15 protein-coding genes and 1 pseudogene are annotated in these 17,278 nt (G+C 38.7%); 12 read left to right on the top strand and 4 right to left on the bottom strand.

What is annotated here, in order from left to right; genetic code table 11:
* Window positions 1-5 precede the first annotated feature (5 nt).
* The 6 genes from ACFVVF_RS06170 (at window position 6) to lepB (ending at window position 5,122) form a co-directional block, all read left to right on the top strand.
* Window positions 6-1,190, top strand: coding sequence for an FAD-dependent oxidoreductase (locus ACFVVF_RS06170; RefSeq protein ID WP_387806397.1), 1,185 nt, complete (start codon window positions 6-8; stop codon window positions 1,188-1,190).
* Window positions 1,191-1,239: 49 nt separating this feature from the next.
* Complete coding sequence (locus tag ACFVVF_RS06165; protein WP_387806395.1) at window positions 1,240-1,923, top strand: TetR/AcrR family transcriptional regulator; 684 nt, start codon at window positions 1,240-1,242, stop codon at window positions 1,921-1,923.
* A 623-nt stretch (window positions 1,924-2,546) separates the two neighbouring features.
* Window positions 2,547-2,810, top strand: a complete 264-nt coding sequence (locus ACFVVF_RS06160; protein WP_387806393.1) for a hypothetical protein — start codon at window positions 2,547-2,549, stop codon at window positions 2,808-2,810.
* A 380-nt stretch (window positions 2,811-3,190) separates the two neighbouring features.
* The gene (locus ACFVVF_RS06155; RefSeq protein WP_387806392.1) at window positions 3,191-3,730 is read left to right on the top strand and encodes a hypothetical protein; all 540 of its coding nucleotides are present in this window, start codon (window positions 3,191-3,193) and stop codon (window positions 3,728-3,730) included.
* 14 nt (window positions 3,731-3,744) lie between these two features.
* Window positions 3,745-4,377, top strand: a complete 633-nt coding sequence (locus ACFVVF_RS06150) for a hypothetical protein (RefSeq protein ID WP_387806391.1) — start codon at window positions 3,745-3,747, stop codon at window positions 4,375-4,377.
* Between the two features lie 73 nt (window positions 4,378-4,450).
* Window positions 4,451-5,122, top strand: a complete 672-nt coding sequence (gene lepB, locus ACFVVF_RS06145; protein WP_387808848.1) for a signal peptidase I — start codon at window positions 4,451-4,453, stop codon at window positions 5,120-5,122.
* A gap of 519 nt (window positions 5,123-5,641) precedes the next feature.
* Here the strand turns inward: lepB and ACFVVF_RS06140 are convergent.
* Window positions 5,642-7,261, bottom strand: coding sequence for an FAD-dependent monooxygenase (locus ACFVVF_RS06140; RefSeq protein WP_387806389.1), 1,620 nt, complete (start codon window positions 7,259-7,261; stop codon window positions 5,642-5,644).
* Window positions 7,262-7,383: 122 nt separating this feature from the next.
* Between ACFVVF_RS06140 and ACFVVF_RS06135 the strand changes: the two genes are divergently transcribed.
* Window positions 7,384-8,058, top strand: a complete 675-nt coding sequence (locus tag ACFVVF_RS06135) for a MarR family transcriptional regulator (protein ID WP_387806387.1) — start codon at window positions 7,384-7,386, stop codon at window positions 8,056-8,058.
* A 163-nt stretch (window positions 8,059-8,221) separates the two neighbouring features.
* Here ACFVVF_RS06135 and ACFVVF_RS06130 read toward each other — a convergent pair whose 3' ends face one another.
* Entirely contained in the window at window positions 8,222-8,773 is a 552-nt protein-coding gene (locus ACFVVF_RS06130; protein WP_387806385.1) for a TetR/AcrR family transcriptional regulator, read from the bottom strand.
* 144 nt (window positions 8,774-8,917) lie between these two features.
* Here ACFVVF_RS06130 and ACFVVF_RS06125 point away from each other — a divergent pair, with 144 nt between their 5' ends.
* Window positions 8,918-10,018 carry a hypothetical protein gene (locus tag ACFVVF_RS06125; RefSeq protein ID WP_387806383.1) on the top strand — a complete coding sequence of 367 codons (1,101 nt, stop codon included), beginning with the start codon at window positions 8,918-8,920 and terminating at the stop codon, window positions 10,016-10,018.
* Window positions 10,019-10,650: 632 nt separating this feature from the next.
* Here the strand turns inward: ACFVVF_RS06125 and ACFVVF_RS06120 are convergent.
* Complete coding sequence (locus ACFVVF_RS06120) at window positions 10,651-11,538, bottom strand: DMT family transporter (RefSeq protein ID WP_387806381.1); 888 nt, start codon at window positions 11,536-11,538, stop codon at window positions 10,651-10,653.
* A 167-nt stretch (window positions 11,539-11,705) separates the two neighbouring features.
* Here ACFVVF_RS06120 and ACFVVF_RS06115 point away from each other — a divergent pair, with 167 nt between their 5' ends.
* Window positions 11,706-12,578 (top strand): LysR family transcriptional regulator, encoded by an 873-nt coding sequence (locus tag ACFVVF_RS06115; RefSeq protein ID WP_387806379.1) that lies wholly within the window; start codon window positions 11,706-11,708, stop codon window positions 12,576-12,578.
* 178 nt (window positions 12,579-12,756) lie between these two features.
* On the opposite strand, the gene ACFVVF_RS06110 is transcribed toward ACFVVF_RS06115, so the two are convergent.
* On the bottom strand, window positions 12,757-14,268 hold the full coding sequence (locus ACFVVF_RS06110) for an MFS transporter (RefSeq protein WP_387806377.1): 1,512 nt from the start codon (window positions 14,266-14,268) through the stop codon (window positions 12,757-12,759).
* A 115-nt stretch (window positions 14,269-14,383) separates the two neighbouring features.
* Here ACFVVF_RS06110 and ACFVVF_RS06105 point away from each other — a divergent pair, with 115 nt between their 5' ends.
* From ACFVVF_RS06105 to ACFVVF_RS06095, 3 genes and pseudogenes are all read left to right on the top strand, one after another.
* The gene (locus tag ACFVVF_RS06105; protein WP_387806375.1) at window positions 14,384-15,202 is read left to right on the top strand and encodes a MerR family transcriptional regulator; all 819 of its coding nucleotides are present in this window, start codon (window positions 14,384-14,386) and stop codon (window positions 15,200-15,202) included.
* A 223-nt stretch (window positions 15,203-15,425) separates the two neighbouring features.
* Window positions 15,426-15,529, top strand: a pseudogene (locus tag ACFVVF_RS06100) (transcriptional regulator); the annotation flags it as partial.
* 423 nt (window positions 15,530-15,952) lie between these two features.
* Entirely contained in the window at window positions 15,953-17,143 is a 1,191-nt protein-coding gene (locus ACFVVF_RS06095) for an MFS transporter (RefSeq protein WP_387806373.1), read from the top strand.
* The last annotated feature ends 135 nt before the right edge of the window (window positions 17,144-17,278 follow it).

Genomic DNA, 17,278 nt, shown 5'->3' with positions numbered 1-17,278 from the left:
ATACTATGTCCACAACAATGACGAACAGAAAAAAAATTGCAATTATTGGCGGGGGTCCTGGAGGCTTAACACTTGCTTTAATTTTACAAAAAAATGGAATTCAACCTATCGTATATGAAAAAGAAACTCATGACCTTAGTCATGAAAGAGGAGGCTCTCTAGATCTTCATGAGGAATCAGGTCAAAGGGCGCTTAAAGAAGTGGGATTATATGAAAAATTCAAAATCCATGCTCGTTATGAAGGACAAGAATTTAAAGTAGTCAATAAAGACGCTAAGGTATTTATCGATGTTGATGAAGAATCAAAAGGACACTCGCACGAAGCAACAGATGGTGGTCGTCCCGAAATTGATCGTGGTATCCTGTGTGATATGTTGTTAGAAGCTCTTGCACCGAATACTATTCAATACGGACATAAGCTTAAAAAAGCTGTTTTGCTTGACGGGGGTAAAACTGAACTTCATTTTGAAAATGGCATTGTAGATATAGTAGATTTGCTAGTCGGTGCGGACGGGGCCTTCTCTCGTGTTCGTCCGTTACTTACTGAGGTTGATGTAGAGTATTCTGGTCTTACCATGATTGAATTAAACATTGATAATGCAGTAGAAGAACATCCAGAAATAGCAGCTTTTAATAAGCGCGGCTCTATGTTTGCCCTTGATGAAAACAAAGCTATTATGGGTCAATTTAATGGGAATGGACGAATACGGATATATGTCAACCTAATGGTAGAAAAGGACTGGATAGAAAAAAGCGGCATACCTTTTGATCAGCCCGTAGAGGCTAAAAAACATTTACTTGATATGTTCCATGACTGGAATGAACAGATAACAAACTATATTGTCTCTGCCGGGGATAAAATTGTTACAAGACGAATCTATACATTGCCAATCGGATTTCAATGGGCTCACAATCCTGGAGTTACCTTAATTGGTGATGCTGCACATGTTATGTCTCCTTTTGCTGGAGAAGGTGTGAACATGGCTATGTTTGATGCATTGGAACTTGCACTTGGGATTGTTGCCCATCAAGATGATTATGGAAAAGCTCTTCAGCAGTATGAAGAAAAAATGTACGCTACATCTAAAGAGAAAGCTGAAGAGTCTGCTAAAGGGCTGGAACTTTGTTTCTCCGATAATGCTGCATCTAATATGAGATCATTTATGGACTCTGTAATGGAACAGCACTAACAGGGATAAATATGTTGCTATTTGTTGCAGGTTGTACTATAAAAGAAGTATGAAAAATACAAATCGTGTAATCGTTAGTCGACGCGGACGACCAGCAAAAGAACCACTTAGCCGCGAGCTCATTATTCAAACAGCTTATGAGCTTCTAAAGCAGTACGGTATTGATGGCATGAGCATGAGAAAGATAGCAAAAGCACTTGATACAGGACCTGCTTCATTGTACGTTTATTTTCAAAACCTTGAAGAATTAAGCTCGTATGTTTTCGACTATGGGCTCGGAAGCTTACAATTACCCGTTGATAATAATGATAGCTGGAGAGAGAAATTGATTGAGGCACTAACGATGTATTTCCAACTACTTATTGATCAGCCTGGCCTTGCAGAAATCTCTTTTACAACCATGCTCAGAGGAGAGCGGTATATTGATTTATTTGAATACCTTCTAGCGCAGCTGTTAGAAGGGGGAATGACACCTACTGCAGCCGCATGGGGGGCGGATGCGATTTTACTGTTTGTAAATTCACATGCTTACGAAAAGTATTCTTGGAAAAAACACCAAGTTGCAACACCAGCGGATGTAAAGGAGGAATTTAAAAAACTTAATCCTGATCGTTTTCCGCTTTTTCATCGTTTGAATGAACATTTATTCTCAATGAAGTCTGTAAATATTGATCGTTTTCGTTGGGGACTTGAAGTATTTCTCGAGGGCATTAAACTAAATCCTTTAGAATAGTTGTTAATTGTTTATGAGATGTTTTCAATTAAAAAGGCGAAATTACGTTCAGATTAGGACGGAATTTCGCCTTTTTTATTCTTATACCTTAATTCTTTTATTAAAGTAATGATGATTCATTTAGAGCCGCACTCAGGTACTATTAGTTCATCAACACGAATATGGCTGATCGTAATCATTATAACCCATTCAGCATCACTGCTTGATTTCATTCGCTCACCACAACCCGAAATTGGAAATGCCAGTAAACATAAGATTAAGGTCATAATTGACCTTTTCATTTTCGCACCCAACTCCTTTCGGTGTCCGTGCATTAAGATAGACGTAATAAAATGACAATGGAGTTGCGCCTTCCTGACCGATTTCCACATCTGGACCAAGCCTATTCAAGAAATATTTGGAGTGGGCTCGCGTATGACGGCTCATTTTCATCAGATGGGCATTTATACAATCGGTGACCTTGGCCGTATGGCACTCGTTGATTGCACGACCGATATAACATCAAAGAGCTCAATAATTTACAAATTGATCTGATATGCAAATTAAGCGATACCGATGCCGAACGATTTAAAGCAGTAAATGATACGCTATTTAGAATATCAGAACACCTACCAAATGCCATTATGACTGACAATGAACTAGTTGATATTATTCATAATGCCAATCAGAACCTTTTGGATTTTAATATACTGTTCTCTAAAAATGAAAATCTGGATAAAAGTATTTATGTAATTGTTATCAATTCGCACTTAGAGGGAATCGTCAAAAAATGCAAAGCGATTCAGCAAGAAATTATTGATACTAGAAGAACAGGACGTAGAAAATATAAAATTAACTTATCATTTTTTATTAGAAAAAAAGATAAACCCGAAACGACCTCTAATTAAGAGAGGTCGTTTTTATTACTTGGGCAGTGGTTATATGAATTCATAAATAGTGAGCATGTTACCAAATTTGAAGGCGTTATTATTATTGGAAAATATAGAAAGTTGTAAAACAGGAATGAGGAATTTAAAGAGCATCTTCCTTAACAAAATTATTCGACAATAGCAAGCCTATATAAGAATAATAGTAAGGACTCAAGACAACTGATAAAATGATTCTTGAACTTATTGATCTTAAGTAAGAAAAATGTCGATCAATAAGTTCTTTTGGCTTATTCCATTGCACTTAAAATATACTAATAATGATATTATAGGAAATTAAAACTGAAAATGGAGGTATATGATATTATTATTTATTCTTGAGAAAGAGGGAGGTACTGAAAATGAAAAAAAGATTTGTAAGTTTACCCTTAATTTTATTCTTGCTGCTATTATCCGGAAATGTTTTTGCTGCAACGTCAAACCCCGCCGAAACAATTCCCTATCCTTATGGTCAATATGACTGCGGAAGTCTTCCACAACGACAGTGTGAGTATTATTATGCTGAAACTCATTTTGATGGGAAAGTGGCATGGAATGGTGTTGCACCTACAACAAAAATTAATATTTCAGAAGTTAGAGGAACTTATACATCATCCACTAGCACATATGATACATGGGAGCTTGAGAGAGTTTCAATTTATGAATATGGAACTCTAATACCTCCGACATTGCCTACTTTGAAATATGATAGTACAGCCCATGATGGCGAAAAGCTAAGAGATTCATATTCAAGTAATTGGGTGAAATATTACCCAAATACAGTAGTTGCTAATGTTAATAACAGAGTGATTCTATACTATGAACTCAGGCTTTACACTATTGCTGGCTCACCTAATCAAACCTTATTTCCCAAAAGAACAGTTTCAGGTATTACTCTTTAATGGGAGGCATTAAAATGAGATTAAATAAAAAAATTATACTTTCTTTATTCGTAACGTTATCAGTATTATCAGCTATTGGATTTACAACCCATGTTTATAGTAAAGATAAAGAGTCGAAACTTCCATACTATTCTAAACACATCAAATTTACAGAAAAAACACTTCAAAGTGATGGTAATTATCTTGCTGTCGATTATGAAGCTTGGATCAATGATGTAGGTGAATTTAGATTTAATGTCGTATCTGGTCCGTTAGCAGGGGATTACCAAGTATGGGATGGAATTAAATATTACCAGTATTCAAAATCATTTAATGATTTAATGATAAGGGATTTCTATAATGATGGAGATAAAGGAGTTCCCATTCCACATGAATTTTTAAGTGAGCAGGCAAGAGTCGCAATTGTTGATGGAATTAAAAATCAAAACCTGCGAAAAGTAGAAGGAAGACATTACATTAATAAGACTGATAGGGGTAAAATGGATTTCATTATAAATAATGAGAATATGGTGATACAATCAAGCTATGAGGTCGATGGAAGACAAGTTCATGAGATAGTAGCGCCTATCGTTGAACAAATAGATAAGTTTGATAAGAGCCTACTAAGTGTAGATGCAAAAAATGCTAAATTAACCTATATGAAGTAGTTTTATTGAAGGGCGGATAATATTCCGCTCTTACTTATTTATTCATAAGTTTTAGGAGGCTATAGACTTGAAAATGAAAATAAAGCATCTTAAATATATACTATTTTTAATTCTATGCTTTTGTTTATTTACATTAGGTTGTCGTAATGTAAACGAAACACAAGTTCAATTTGAATACCCTTCAAGTGTCGAAGTCAAAGATGGAATGTATACAATTAATAATGATTTGGATTCAATGACATTAACAAAAACAGAATATTTATCTTCTCCAAATGGAGAATTAGTAATAGACCCGAATTATTATCAGACCCACGAACTGAAAAGAGGAGACGTGATCTATTATAAGACCCCTGCTAATTTCCTTAACGAATTCTCATCTATTAATTATCCACAAAAAAATATAGCTCGTATTGTTGGTCTGCCCAATGAAAAATTTGCAATAGGAAAAGGGCAAATATATATTCATAACAAAAAATTAGAAGCTTTCTATGGAAAGGCATTAACAGCAGGCCTTTATAAGAAAGAGTTCCTTAAAATGATTAAAACAGCTCCCGGTAAATGTGAGGTAGACTGTTTATACTCCTATAAACAAACCTTTGATTTGGACTTAGAAGAGTTTTTAATACCTAATGATGATGTTTTTATCATAGGTGATAATTGGTCAAGAAGTCTCGATAGCAGACTGTTTGGTTCATTACCTGTTGATCATATATTAGGAAAAGTTATGGGCTATAAGAAAACTTAGATATTGGAACAAATTATTAGGGGCAATCTAAATCATCTGATCTTCATCTAAGAATTATTCGAATAGAATAAAAAGCACTTTCTTGTTTAACTTCTAATCGTTATGCCGTAGCCGTGTCGATATCTGAATAATTTTGTTTCTTAGTTGGCAATGGAGGTATAGTAAAAATAGGTGCACAACAGGCTTCAGTTACCAATACGAGTGATGGTCTTATGGATCAGTCGCTCTCGGAGCTTTAAGTCCACAAAAGTGACGTGAAATATTAAGTGAAAAAATTACAGTTTCAGGATAGGACTCTCTCCACTCCTATCCAAATCTATAGCGCTCATCATGAGCGCTGACCACTCCACTTGGAGTGGTTTTTTTTTGAGAAAAATAGCACCTCAGATTAGTCTTCAAAGAACTATTCAGTATTGAGTCACTATCTAGTTCATACTAGAAAAATCGCTATTTGTGACAGTGAGACTTGCTCTATTTGAGTCTTTCTTGCGAATATCAGAGGAAGTGTGCCGTACTGGATCATGATGGAGTAATCATACTCTTCATTTTATCGAAGGCTGTTAACCAATCCGTCATTATAATGCTTCCAATGTAACCGTCTGGTCGAATCAACACCAATGTGTCGCAATAAATACCGTAGATGCTTGTTAGTTTACCAGTTGTGTCCTTGAGATATTCGTGTTCCACTTGCTGCTCTGTACTCACAGAATAGCGGCGTAATTCGGCTCCACTGTTGGGCCAGGTCAATTCAGAGAGAGCCATAGAGGCATGGATACCGAAGGCCACCAACGTGAAATGCGGCCCCTGGAACACGTCGAACAGCCGTTTAATCCCACCGGGTCCTGTGCAGGCCGCATCTGGCGCTCGGTCTCCTACCTTTAAGGTCTTTGTAGCAGGGGTATCAATGCGGGCAAGTGGGCCAGCGTGGTAAGAGATTCCGAGTTGTCGCTCCTCATCTCCACGCTTGAGGCTGGAAAGACGCTGCTTATCGAGACCGGAGTACAACTCGCTGGACTTCCCAAGGACGCGTGCAGCGATTGGCTGCCTTTCGGCCTGATAGCTGTCTAGGAGGCTGTCGGGTGCTCCTGTGATAACCTGTCCAAGTTTCCAACCGAGATTGTAAGCGTCCTGCACGCCGGTATTGAGGCCCTGCGCGCCAGCGGGGGTATGAACGTGTGCAGCGTCGCCGATTAGAAAGACACGATCCATGCGGTAGTTCTCAACGAGCCGGACATTAGGCCGGAATACCGACGTCCAGGTAATATCATGGAGCTTGTAGCCAGTGAGCGTCTTGAACTGAGCAGCCATCGCCGCTTCGTCAAGTTCTGATGATTCGTCTGCGTTCAGACGTATCATGATTTGGAACTGGTCGGAGTGGGGCAGTGGACATGCTCCAACCGATTTGCCGTGTGTGCGTGGCCACATATGCCACCGATTGCGTGATAATCCATCAATCGTGCCGTCGATTATAAGTGTACGATCGGAGTTGTCGGTTTCTCCTACGAACCGTATGCCTGCGCCTTTGCGGACGGTGCTCGAACCGCCGTCGGCCCCGACCAGATATCTGCTGGTGACCGTTTCTCCTGAAGAGAGTGTCGCCGTTACTCCATCTGCATCCTGTTCGAAACCAACTAATGCGGTGTCGAACTCGATACGCAAGCCAAGGCGAAACAGCAAGCGGTGCAAGATGGCGTCGGTGTGGTGTTGAGCTAGCAGAAGAATATTCGGATATGGCACGTCGGACGTAGCCCTGTTCCGCTTTTGCATCCGCCAAGGTATAGTGAATGGTCCAAGATGGAAACCCGCGAGAGGGTATGGGGCACCCTCCTCGTGAGCCTCATCTAGGATACCGAGATCTTCGAAGACTTCTTGTGTGCGTGGCTGGACTCCCTTGGCACGTGAGCCCTTGAAGGCATGCGGTGCTTTGTCAATTAGCCGAACTCGAAGTCCCCGCCTTAGTAAGTCTGCCGCTAACGTAGAGCCGGAAGGACCAGCTCCGACGATGAGCACATCAATGTCGTGTTGTTTTGTCATGTAAATCGACCTCGTTTCATCTTGAATTTTATAGTAGCCATTTTCTTTTTTGTTTCTATAAAACAATAAGTTTCCTAGAAATAATAATGAGTGATTCGCCTTCACTTGTCAATATTGTTTCGAGGAAACTTTAGTTGTGACTTTCTCTTTGGTATACTGATATTAAATCAACTATCGGAGGGGAATTAATCATCTGTTACTCAAAAGAAAAGCAGAATAAAGATTATTTGATTAAAGAATTTCTGGAAACTGCAAATGAAATACAGCGTAGATTCCAAACAGAAGACGATGAAGAGAAGCAATGGATGATCCAGAATAGTCCTAATCCTGTTATTGCAGAGTTGATGAAAGATTTAACCGTTTTGAGTCTTCATGTTCTGGACGCGATTGGCAAGCTTGAGCCTGTAAACGGCAATACTATTTCAAAGCAATTCGGCATTCCCAAAGGGAGTGTCTCCAAAATTACGAGAAAACTTGCTGATCGACAAATCATCCTAATTGAACATCTTCCGGATAACAAAAAAGAAATTTTATTCCGTACTACCTCATTGGGCAGAGAGATTTACTTTTTGCATGCAGCATTACATAATCAAATTGATAGCAATGTGAATCGTTTCATGCGGCGTTATGAAGAAGATGAATTGAGACTTATTGTGAATTCTATAAGAGAAATTGCTCATACATCATGGATTCATCCAAACACAATTGTGGAATCAAGCGCTCCTAGTCAAAATAATTCACTCATAAATGAAGATATAGAACGAAACCTAAATCTTCATTCGTTAGTGGTCAATCAGGATATGAACGAAATTATGGTGATGCTTGGCAGGTTAGATTCACGAAGCTTAAAGAAGGCAAAAACGATTCTTAACGATGTGTTTTTTACCGTTTATGAGGGTTAGGATCACGAAAGTCTAAACTAGACTGAGCGACACATCAATTTAAATAAACGCTATGCTTAGGATGTAAGTGACGGTCGTTATAAATAAAAACAGCAGGATTCTTTGTGTATACAAGAATCTTGCTGTTTTCTATTACGTAATGCTTTAATCCAAACAAAATTACTTAAGAGTTGCTCTTCTCTATAAAATCATCAGCATTAAGAATATCACTTACCAACAATGCCAACTGTTCAATTGGCATTGTTTTATTGTGTTTAAACCAATATACGAGCATTCCCACTAAACCGGAGGAAATAAAAGCTGTCGCATAATCGGAATGACTTTGGTTATGCTTAAGAACATTATGAATTTCGCTTAAATAAAAATGAAACTTTTGATTCAAAATGTTGATTAAGTCATTTTCAATAAGTTGATGAATGAAATTTTCGTTATTGTGAAAGAAAAGAAAATATAACCTAGCTAACTCGGTCGTAGTTGCGACTTCTAAACTTTGTATTTCAACAAGATATTCATGAAATAAATGATCGAGGTGGTATTCTAGAATTTCTTCTTTGGAATTAAATAATTTATAAAATGTTTGTCTTGCAAGATCCCCTTGTTCAGTAATTTCTTTTATAGATATTTTTTTATATGGCTTTTCCTTCAACAATTGCAGCAATGAATCTCTAATCCATTTTTGTGATCGTATTGCTGATGGGTTATTTCCAGTATACAAGACAATTCCTCCAATCTGTCATACTTGTCAGATAACATTGACATATGTCACCCTTTGTAAATATACTTTATCCATAACAGTTACACATGTCAATTTTATGGCGATTGTAAGGGAAGGAAATATAGACATATGGAGGTTAATGTGATGGGAAAAACCTTTGAAAAAGCAAGATTAGCAAACTCGGATTCCGATTACAAAAAATTAAATATTTTGCCAGGCCAGGTGCAGCCTAGAGAAGATGGAATGAGAACTAAAGGTCGTGAAGGTTCTTATGAATGGTGGTACACTGATGCGGAATTTGAAGACGGAACGACAATCGTCACTATTTTTTATACTAAAAATTATTTTGACGTGCCTGGTCCCGCTCAACCGACTGTGGATATTGATATTACGCATCCTGACGGAACAAAGACTTCGAAGTCTTTTCAAGAATCTAAGGGGATGCTTATCAACGCTCATACAGAAATATGTGACGTTAACATAGGTAACTCTTATCTAAAATATATTGACGGAAACTACATCTTACATTTTGAAGAAGGGGATATTGAATATCATGCAATCATGACTTCAAAAATACCCATGTGGCGTCCAGATACAGGACATTGGTATTATGGTGATCAGGATGAGTATTTTTTTGCGTGGTTCGTAGCTCAGCCTGCTTCTGTAGTTGAAGGTAATTTAACAATTGGGAATAGTACAATTAGGCTTAAAGGAACGGGCTATCACGATCATAACTGGGGAAATATCGGCATGAATAAGTTGATGAACCACTGGTATTGGGGGCGTGCAAAAGTAGAGGGCTTTGATATTATTGCTTGTGACATTATTGCAGAGAAAAAATATAATTACAAACGTTTGCCTGTATTCATGATTGCAAGAGATGGTAAAATCTTATCCGATGATCAATCTCAAACTCAAATTACAAGGCAAGAAACATTCGAACATCCTAAGACTAAAAAATTTATGGATAACCATTTAATTTATAAACAACCAATTTCCAATAAGGAAACTTATACGGTTGAATTTATCAGAAAAAGAGATATTATCTCGGTAAGTCTTTTGGGTAAAGTCGCGCGTCTTAAAGCTACAATCGCAAAATTATTAGGCGCGAATCCAACTTATACCCGTATCCTTGGTGAAGTTCGTTTGACTCATGACAAGAATGGAGTAAAGACTGTTTATGTACACGAAGGTTTATGGGAACAAATGTTTTTTGGTAACAACAAAAACTCTAATATTAATTGAATAATTACCAAGACAAAAAAAAGTCAATACCATGCGAGAAAATTAGGAATTGAACAAATCGTGCACACCTCGTTCGCCACCAGCAATTTATTCTTTGGTGGGATAAATATGAGTTAATCGTTCAGACTTATGTGAATAAACACGTAATAAGAAAGCTAGGTAACGGCGGTTTCCCATAATGAACGATTATACATCCTTGCTGGTTGATGGAGAATTTATTGGAACCTCATTCAGACTACATGGCACTGTAACTTAGTATGGAGTTTTGTTTGGCACAATGAAAGCAGAATCCTTGAAATTGAATTCCGCGGAGGATACAGCCTAATTCTATCGTGCAGCTTTTTACATGTTATCCCTTACAAATTGAACGTTCTTTAATGATCACATTGTTGGTTAATCAAAGAATACAGTTTCAGGATAGGACTCTCCACTCCTATCCAAATCTATAGCGCTCATCATGAGCGCTGACCACTCCTCTTGGAGTGGTTTTTTTTGATGTAACCCTCTGAAAAGCACGTACTGCTTCTCCTAATATAAGATGAGCAAGGATGATAGCTAGCACAGGTTCAAATAACACCCGCAGAAACTGTAGTTGCACCGATAGACAGCATAATTCATTGTTGTGAATGCCTTTAAAGGGTTCGTAATCCCCGTCTTTTTTTCTTCTCTCCGCCTGCTTCACTTATCCATATGGAGCCCAGCAGTAAGACAGCGCCGATAAGTTGTTGCACAGTCATCCTTTCTCCTATAACAAGAGTTGAAATAATTAGTGAAGTTAGCGGATCGATGTAACTCAATATAGCGATGCTTTGACCGTTAAGTCCTTTCATTCCAGCAAAGAAAAGATAAAATCCAATACCGCCATGAACGAAACCCAGTACTAGCATCAATAGAATGGTGGAACTGCTGAATGCAAAGAAATTGATGCCATCCGTAAATAGAACAATTGGGAACAGTATCATAACCGACAAACCAAGCTGCAACAGTGTATTTGCCAGTCCATCCAGATCCCGAATGAATTTGTTAACCAGTGTTAGTGCAGCATAAAAAAACGCTGCAGTTAATCCATAGCAGATACCTAGTAAATGGAGTCCGGTCGTTTCCAGCTTTCCGTTTTGTAAAATGAAGAACAAACCCATAAGAGCAATACCGATACAAACCGCCTTTCTGAGAGACAGCTTTTCTTTCAATAGGAGAGGCGAGAGCAAAATGACCAGAACGGGTGCAAAATAGTAGCTTAATGCAGCATTTGCAATCGTTGTTACTTTAAATGCTTGAAACAGAAAAATCCAGTTGCCGATCAAAGCAATGCTTGCAATCACTAGAGCGGCTGCGTTCTTCTTTATCGCAGTCCAAGATATTTTTTGCTTCGTCCATACAAAGATGAAGAATAGAACCAGAGCACCAATGAAGCATAAACACAATGCAATTGTACTTGAAGGCATATCGATATATTTTGCAAATACGCCTATTGCACCGAAAATGATCATCGATAACATGAAATAAATTTTTGATTTCATTTGTAATTCCTGCTTTCCACGAAGTGATTGATGAAATCTGTTACATACAGTTTTTCTTTACAATTGAGCTCAATTGCGTTTTAGTGTATCATCCTATTTATTATTACAAAAGCGAATGTTTATCATGAATATGATGAGAAAACCAGATAGTTAAAGGTGGGCATAATATGGAAAAGAATATCCAGAAATATTTAGCACTAGTTCATACAGTAGAGCACGGAAGCTTTACCAAAGCGGCGGAGGTATTAAATTATTCACAATCGGGAATTAGCCGAATGATTAGCGATTTAGAAGCGGAATGGAGAGTATCGCTCCTTGTACGCGGACGCTCTGGAGTAAGTCTGACCTCTGAGGGGATGAAGGTACTTCCTTACGTCAAAAGTGTGTGTAATGAGTATCAGAAGCTGCATACGCAAATTGAAGATTTACATGGACTCCAATCAGGATTAATTCGAATTGGGACATTTTCAAGTGTAGCTACCCATTGGCTGCCGAATATCATCAAAGAATTTCAAAAAAAATATCCGAACATTGATTATGAGCTATTGCTTGGCGACTATACGGAAATTGAGAGTTGGATTTGGGAAGGACGTGTGGATTGCGGGTTTCTCCGGCTTCCCGCACAAACTAAACTGGATACAATTTATTTGGATAAAGACAAGCTGCTTGTAATCTTGCCTGAAAATCACCCGTTTGCAGATTGTGATCGTTTTCCTTTCAAACAATTAGGCGATGAGCCATTTATGCTCATGGAAAAAGGTGCAAAGGCTGAAATATCGGAAATATTTGAGCAATATCATATTACTCCAAAGGTACAGTTTACGACGTGGGACGATTATGCCATTATGTCGATGGTGGAAAGCGGTTTAGGTATTAGTATTTTACCGGAGCTTATTTTGAAGCGTATTCCCTACCGAATTGTAGTGAAAGAGCTTGAAATACCGGCTTACCGTCAGATCGGCTTGGCTATGAAAGATAGGAAATCCGTATCACTGGCGGTCAAGCGGTTTTTAGATTATCTACAATACAGGAGCATCTAAGAAGTATTTCCGATTACAGGTTTATATTTGTGGTCGAAACGGGAGAATAATCGGCGTCTCAAAAAAATACAGTGAAACTTAAGATGCGGTCACTGTTCCTATTCATGCAACCAGCCTATCCCCTTGCAGCAATATAGATTTATTGCTTGTTTGACATTGAAGTTCTGTACAGCGTGCCCTAAACTTCTCTTTTCGAATTCTTTGTATGTGTATGAATAGAATAATTGCCGAGCCGGTAAATCACTATTGATGTAACCGCAAGAAATATAGCTACTCCTGTCACGACTATAAAAAAGGATTCATTAAAAGCATTCCGGCCGGCTTCTTTTAATATTTCAGAGACGTTTGCAGGCAACGATTCTGATACAATTAAAGCTTCATCCAAACTATCTCTCACTTTATGCGTAACGTTCAGCTCGTTAGGAATCTTCATAGCTAGAGTATAAATAAAGCCGGATAGACTTCCTATAATTGCGATACCCGAAGCCCCGCCTATTTCAAAAGCGACTTCTTCTATAGAAGCAGCCATACCTGCTTTTTGTGACGGGGCAGCGTTCATTATCGAGTGAGAAGATGTCACTGTTGTTGCTCCTAGGCCTGCTCCAATAAAGGTTAAACCAATCATCTGTCCGGCAATACTTGATTCTAAATGAGCAAGATATATTCCTATTCCGAAAGCTGCGATCAATAACGCTGTGATTTTAATGTGCAGAACATTAAATCGATGCATCATCATGCCTGCTATTGGGCCAGTAATTAAAGATGCAATAGGCATACCTAGTATAAAAATTCCAGCCTGTAGCGGACTTAGTCTATCAACCAATTGGAGCTTCTGCGTAATTAAATATTGGATTCCGATTAATGTAAATGAACTCATGACCGCTGTAATAAATCCAACAGTAAATGGGGAGGACTTGAACAGCGACAGATCGATAAGCGGATCAGATAATTTTCGCTGACGTCGTATGAAAATGATAAATGCGATGATCCCAATAATTGCAGCGATAACTGCCAATATAGTTGAACCGCCACGCCGTGTAATTTCTTTAATGGCATATACAATCGTCACTAAGGCTATCATGATTTGAATGGAGCTTAACAAGTCCCACTTTTTATCTTTGTTACCGTTATGCTTCGGAATGTAAATAAGTGTTAATGCAAGTGCTATTAAAACGATAGGGACATTAACCAAAAATGCAGAGCCCCACCAGTATCGTTCCAAAAGGAGTCCGCCTAAGACCGGGCCTAGTCCAGCGCCTCCGGCTGATACAGAGCCCCAAATACCGAGAGCCAATCCTAGCTCGCGTGCTTCTGTAAAGGTTACTCTGATAATAGATAGAGTTGCCGGCATCATCATGGAGGCTCCTACGGCAAGCAGCACACGTGATGCTACCAGAATACCAGGTGTGGGGGAAAATGCAGCTATTAAAGAAGCCAAGCAAAATACAATCAAGCCCAGTATGAATATCTTTCTATAGCCTAAACGGTCACCTAGTGTACCCATAGCAGGTAGCAGACCAGCCATGACAAGTGAATATCCATTCAAAATCCATAGCTTCTCCGATGCTGATGCACCCAAATCATATACCAGGTTAGGTAAAGCAGTATAAAGAATGGTCATATCCATTACGATTAATATTAGTGCACTGGAAACGATAACCAGTATCATCCAGCGTTTAAAAGTAGACATGCTTGTTGTTCCCCCACATGATTTTTATGTTGTATTTCGAATGTAAACTATAGGGTAACCCTATAGTCAAGACTGAATTTAAAGCGGTACAATAGAAATCAAGGAGTGATGAGTTATGTCAAATATGCAACCCCAGTTTTTTACAACTAATGAGATGGCCAAAATATGCGGAGTTACGAAGCACACCCTTTTTCACTATGATGAGATTGGACTACTAAAACCTGAGTTTATTAATGGCAAGGGTTATCGTTATTACACCACTAAGCAGTGTTTCACTTTGGATATTATCAACGTACTCAAAAAAGCCGGAAGTTCCCTTGAAGAAATCAAACAATTTTTTGAAGATCACAATACAGAGAAGTTTGTAAATCTTGTTCAACAGAAGCAGTGCGAGCTTGAAGTTGAGCAGCTAAAAATAAAACGTATGCAAAATTTTCTCAGGAGTGCAGTCGAAATGCTGGAGAAAGTGAAGAATGATTCGAGGGACACTCCAGTGATAGAGATATGTGAAGCGTATTATTTTATAACGACGGCAGTGGGTGATCAAAGTAACGATCATGAATATGCTAAGAGACTAAGTGAGCATCGGGATTATTGCGAGAAAAATATTATTATGAATGAATTTTCATTGTGGTCGATTATAAATAAAGATAACTTTATAGCTAGTAATTACTTTCCAAAATTCATAGCCAATAAACTGATTGATCCGATAGATGGAAACAAGGTAGTGGTAAAACCTAAAGGCACTTACGTCGTAATGGATCACAAAGGATCATGTGAAACGAAGTCCAGCACCTATTCGAAAATAAAACAATTCATCAAAGAAAAGGGGCTGATTATAAGTGGGGATGTATATGAAGTGGAAATAATGAATCATCTCGCAGAAGAAAATCCAGATAAATATGTGATCAGAATTTCAGTAGGGGTCTCTTGAATATAAATACGGAACGTTGTTTAGATTTGATTTTGTTAATCGACTAATGTTTTCTTATTGGTTTTGAAATGGGAGACAACTTTTATAAGCGACAACATTTTTTCACTATTTACATTCCAAAAAAGGTGTGATACATTACTTCCACACACATAGAAATAACTCAATTTGGAAAAAGGTGTATGTACGATGGCAGAAAAGTGCGAACGTGACTCAAGCTGTTTAAGTATACAAAGCGCTTGGAGAGCCCACGAGAATCAAAATTGCACTACTCATTACTGAGGAGGTAATTTGTGTTGCTCGAATATCGGATTCAAGCTGGAATCAGTGGGGAAATAGCACATAAATATGCGCCTTATTTGCTGGAGTAATTTTTTTCTGTTGTATTTCTATGGGTTTAGAAATATCGAAACACTTTGTAGTGGAGAGAGGAGCTTGGCTTGTATGTCCAACACATGATGAATTTTCAATGACAGAAAAAAGTGCGAACTTGAGTCAACTATTTAAAGTTTACAAAGCACTCGGAGAACTCAGAGAATCAAAAATTGCCCTGCTCCTTATTAAGGGTTAATTTGTGCTGCTCTTCTATCGAGTTCAAACTGTAATCAGTGGCCGAAGTAACAGAGTTTAAACCACGAAATGGGACAAAAGATGCGCTATATTTGTTTGTTAGAGTAATTTTTTTGACTATGATTCTATAATTTTAGAAATATAGAAATAATATTTTTTAGTGGAGAGAGGAGTTTTACTTATATGTCGAATACATTGAAAATTTATATGCTGGCTATGATCTGCTTTCTTGTTGGGACATCTGAATTTATTATTGCAGGAATTTTGGATAAGGTGGCTGCAGATTTAGGTGTATCCGTGTCGGCAGCCGGTCAGCTGATTACCGTTTTTTCACTGGCTTATGCCATCGGTACACCGATCCTCATGGCAGTCACCGCACGTATGGAGAAACGCAAGCTTCTGCTTTATGCACTTACTGTATTTGCGGTAGGCAATCTAATTGCCGTCGCGTTACCCGGCTTTACATTCTTGCTCGTATCACGTATTGTTCTCGCGATTAGTACCGGTGTATTTGTCGTAACCTCATTGACAGTTGCCGCTCAGATTGCTGCGCCTGGCAAACAAGGAGGCGCGATTGCAACCCTTATAATGGGCTTCAGTATCTCCTTAATTATCGGTGTTCCTCTTGGAAGAGTTGTCGCTTCGGTCTATGATTGGAAGCTGATTTTCGGCGTCATCGGTCTGCTGGGATTGCTTTCAATGTTGATTATCGTATTTACCATTCCCCGTTCTAATGGTGAGGCGCCTGTTCCTATTCGCAAACAACTCGCGTTGCTGAAGCAGCCCAAAATTGCGATCGCACTTGCTGTCACCTTTATGTGGTTTGGTGGTTATTCGGTTGTCTACACCTATATTTCTCCCTACTTGCTAACTATAAATAAATTAAGCGAGCAAGGTGTAAGTATCGGCCTTTTCGCTTTCGGTATCGCCAGCTTGTTTGGCTCAAAATTCGGAGGCTACAGTACCGATAGATGGGGAGCTCCCCGCACATTAGTCAGCGGTTTGCTGTTTCATAGTATTGCGCTTTTGCTGCTATCGTGGGCTGGACAATCACCATACATTGTATTCCCGTTGCTGATGTTATGGTCTTTCTCAGCGTGGTCTACTGGTCCTACCCAACAGTTTCATTTAATATCGCTTGTTCCAGAGGCTTCTGGTATTATGCTAAGTCTGAATACTTCCGTGATTCAGCTCAGTATGGCTGCAGGTGCTGCACTTGGGGGTGTTGTTGTTGAACAGGTATCACTCAGTTCTATCAATTGGATTGGTGCAACAATTGTCATTTTAGGTGCTGCAATTGCCGCTACATTCTTCCGTATTTCCTACTCGCGCAAACGCCGCGAAGAAATGAATTGCAAGCTCGTCGAGACGTAAGCGTAATTCCAAGTGTTAAAACGAGTGGCCGTACCATAAGCTAAGCAATCAGCGAGCGCCGATTCTCAAGGCTCTCGCTGATTGCATATCAACTACTGATTACTGGAGAAGGTAAAATTCTTCATATTAATAATT

The organism is Paenibacillus sp. NPDC058174 (genome assembly GCF_042883865.1).
GTDB lineage: Bacteria > Bacillota > Bacilli > Paenibacillales > Paenibacillaceae > Pristimantibacillus.
The sequence above is the reverse complement of the archived record's forward strand: the minus strand, read 5'-3'. Positions and strand labels throughout refer to the sequence as shown.